This window comes from Glycocaulis sp., assembly GCF_052168375.1.
GTDB lineage: Bacteria > Pseudomonadota > Alphaproteobacteria > Caulobacterales > Maricaulaceae > Glycocaulis.
Genome location: NZ_JBQLZR010000151.1, coordinates 1 through 2,814 on the forward strand (window position 1 = coordinate 1; position 2,814 = coordinate 2,814).

3 protein-coding genes are annotated in these 2,814 nt (G+C 65.1%); 1 reads left to right on the forward strand and 2 read right to left on the reverse strand.

Going from position 1 to position 2,814, the window contains the following annotated elements; all coding sequences use genetic code 11:
* Positions 1-1,081 (forward strand): DUF4340 domain-containing protein (locus ACTS2Z_RS06005; protein ID WP_442572313.1); only part of this gene is annotated, 1,081 nt, incomplete at its 5' end.
* A gap of 3 nt (positions 1,082-1,084) precedes the next feature.
* On the opposite strand, the gene ACTS2Z_RS06010 is transcribed toward ACTS2Z_RS06005, so the two are convergent.
* Together ACTS2Z_RS06010 and ACTS2Z_RS06015 are read right to left on the reverse strand one after the other, a co-directional pair.
* Positions 1,085-1,816, reverse strand: coding sequence for a DUF1223 domain-containing protein (locus ACTS2Z_RS06010; protein WP_442572314.1), 732 nt, complete (start codon positions 1,814-1,816; stop codon positions 1,085-1,087).
* Positions 1,817-1,872: 56 nt separating this feature from the next.
* Complete coding sequence (locus ACTS2Z_RS06015) at positions 1,873-2,604, reverse strand: inner membrane-spanning protein YciB (protein ID WP_442572315.1); 732 nt, start codon at positions 2,602-2,604, stop codon at positions 1,873-1,875.
* Positions 2,605-2,814: the final 210 nt, after the last annotated feature.

Genomic DNA, 2,814 nt, shown 5'->3' on the forward strand with positions numbered 1-2,814 from the left:
TGCTGGCCGCCCTGTTCAGCCTTATCCGCCGGAGGCGCCGCTCATGAGCCTTGCCCGGCCCGGTTCACGGACGTTTCGCGCCCTTGCCATCGCCAGCGCGGGCCTGCTCTTGCTGCTCGCCGGTGTGCTCGCGCTAGGCCTTGATGCCGGACGCAATGCCCGCCCTGACCTGCAAGGCCCCGTCCTGCCCGGCTGGGCGGACATGGCCACAGAGGCGGCAACGCTGGAGGTGATTACCCCTGACGCCATGTTCCGGCTCGAGCGCGGCGAGACAGGCTGGGTCATGCCCTCACGAGGCAATTACCCGGTGCGGGCCGAATATCTCGCCGAGCTGGATTCAGGCCTTGCCAGCCTGCGATACGCGGCGGCGCTGACGCGCAATCCCGCCCGCCATGGCGATCTGGGCGTGGATGACCCGGTTGAGGGCGGCAGCGGCACGCGCCTGACGATCACGGACGGTGAAGGCGAGGTTCTCACCTCGCTGATTGCCGGAAATGCGCGCGGCGAGGACGGGCTTTACCTGCGCATGACAGGCAATCCGCGCGCCTTTGCCGCTGATGGCCGCCTTCCCGACCTCTCCGATCCGGGCCGCTGGCTGGGGCTCGATTTCTTCAATATCGACCCGGCCCGCGTGGCGCGGGCCTTCATCGTGCCGGAGAGCGGTCCTGCCTATATCCTGGAACGCGACAATCCTTCGGTGCGCAATTTCGATCTTGTCAGCCCGCGAAGCTGGCAACTGATCACGGCGGGCGCGGCCAACGGGGTGGCGAGCGCTGGCGCGCGCCTGCGGTTCAGGGATGTGGGGGAAGCGGACGCCGCCCATGACGGGACGCCCATCGCCCTGCACCGGGCCATCACCTTTGACGGGCTGAGCTATGAGCTGCGCTTCTTCCGCGTCGAGGGCCGCGTGCAGGCACGCATCGCCATCGACGCCGCCAGCCATGATGTCATGGACGAGGCTGCGAGTTTACGCGGTGCCAGCGAGGGCTATTGGTTCGAGGTGAGCGAGGATGCATTCGAGCGCATGACGCGCCCGCTGGAACAGGCCGCTTCGCGAGCCGTCACACCGGCGGAGGAATAGGGCCTAGTCGGTCAGCCGCGCCGCCGCGAGAACGCGGCCGCCCGGCTCGTCCTGCACCAGCACGGCGAGGCCGAAATCGGTCGCCGGCGCGGTGAACTCCAGGCTGTAATCGCCGCCATTCCAGTCCTCGAGGCGTTCAAGGGCTGCCACCGTGTTGTGGTGCTCCATCTCGATGCCTTCATTGCGCCCGCCCTCGATGGGGACAAGGATCATGCCGGGGCGGTAGGTGACCGCCCAGACAGCCGCAGGACGTTCGCGAACCGGGCCATCCAGATCGAGCTGGACCCGGCCGCCCTCAAGGCGCGTCAGCTCGATATCCCCGGTCAGAGGCAAGGTACGCGCGAGGCGTCCGGGCACATCATCGCGGGTGAAGCGCAGGCGCTCCGGGCCGCCATTGATGACAAAATGGGGCGTGAAGACGCGGCTGGCCTCGCCAAGGCGGATATAATCCTTCTGCCGGTCGGCGAAGGCAGGCTGCGCGAACTGGTCTTCCCAGCCGAACATGTCCCAGTAATCCACGCCATAGGAGAGCGCGATGACGCCTTGCCTCGCTGCCAGCTCGCCAAAGCGGCGATTGGCCTCGACACAAGGCGGACAGCCCTGGCTCGTGAACAGCTCGATGACGACCGGCGCCTCCTCGGAATGGGCCGGGTTGGGCGTCTCGCCCAGCCCTGCCGGGTAGAAGCCGGCAGAGATGTTCAGCGAGAGGGCAAGAAGGGTCGAGGTGAGCATCATGAACTAACTGTAATGTGCGGCGGTGGCCAATGCACAATCAACTCGGCGTGACCAACCTAGCGCGGGTCGCCTGCGGGGGCGGCATCGCTCTCTTCTGCCTTGCCGGTATCGTCTGCACGGGTGTCGTCCGCAGCCTCATCGCCGCCTTCGCCTTCACCCGGCGCACGGGCGTATTTCAGCGTGATCGGGATGTTGAGCGCGATGAAGACCGCAAAGATCGGGTAGGTACCCAGAAGACGGAAATTCACCCAGAAGGCCTCCGTCAGGTTCAGCCAGTCGAACATGCGCGCGGAGTCCACCACCACGCTGTCGGTGATGTGGCGCCAGAGCACTTCGTTGACGGCGGCCAGGAAGATGAAGAACAGCGCCCAGCGGATCGCCAGAATCGTCCAGATGCGCTCGGGCATCTCGAAGACGGAGGAGAAAAGCGCCTTCCACACATTATAGCCAAAGGCGAAGCTGAACAGGATCGTGAATGCGAACAGGAGGTTGATGATGGTCGGCTTGATGAAGATGAAGATCGGATCCTGCAGATAGATCGTCATCGCCCCGAACAGGGTGACGATGAAGAAGGTCACGATCAGCATGGGCGGGAAGCGCTTCTGCGAGAAATAGGCGTAGGCGACCGCAAGCGCCGTGGCGGCCATGAACAGGCCGGTCGACCAGTAGATCGCGCCTTCGTCGAGCACCCGGTTGGCGATGTTGTAGCTGATCATGAAGACCGCTGCCGGGCCGACATCGACCAGCAGCTTGGCCCCCTGGCCGATTGTCTTGCCGTTCTCGCTCATTTCTGTCTCGTGCCTCCGGGGCGTCTTCATCTGCTGGCAGCAGCCTTGCCTGATTACGCCAGGGAAGGCCAGCCGGATTGGTAGTGGGGTGTTGTCCCTGCTTCCATATCGTACCATTGCCCTTTTCTCCCCCCGTTCACGGGGGGAGTGGCCCGAAGGGCCGAGGGGGGGGGGATTTTGAACGGAGGAGGTTCCCCCCCCCGGCCAGTG

Bases quoted from the DNA above. Each gene is read 5' to 3' on its own strand.
- ACTS2Z_RS06015 (WP_442572315.1), bottom strand. From the start codon at position 2,604: ATGAGCGAGAACGGCAAGACAATCGGCCAGGGGGCCAAGCTGCTGGTC.
- ACTS2Z_RS06010 (WP_442572314.1), bottom strand. From the start codon at position 1,816: ATGATGCTCACCTCGACCCTTCTTGCCCTCTCGCTGAACATCTCTGCC.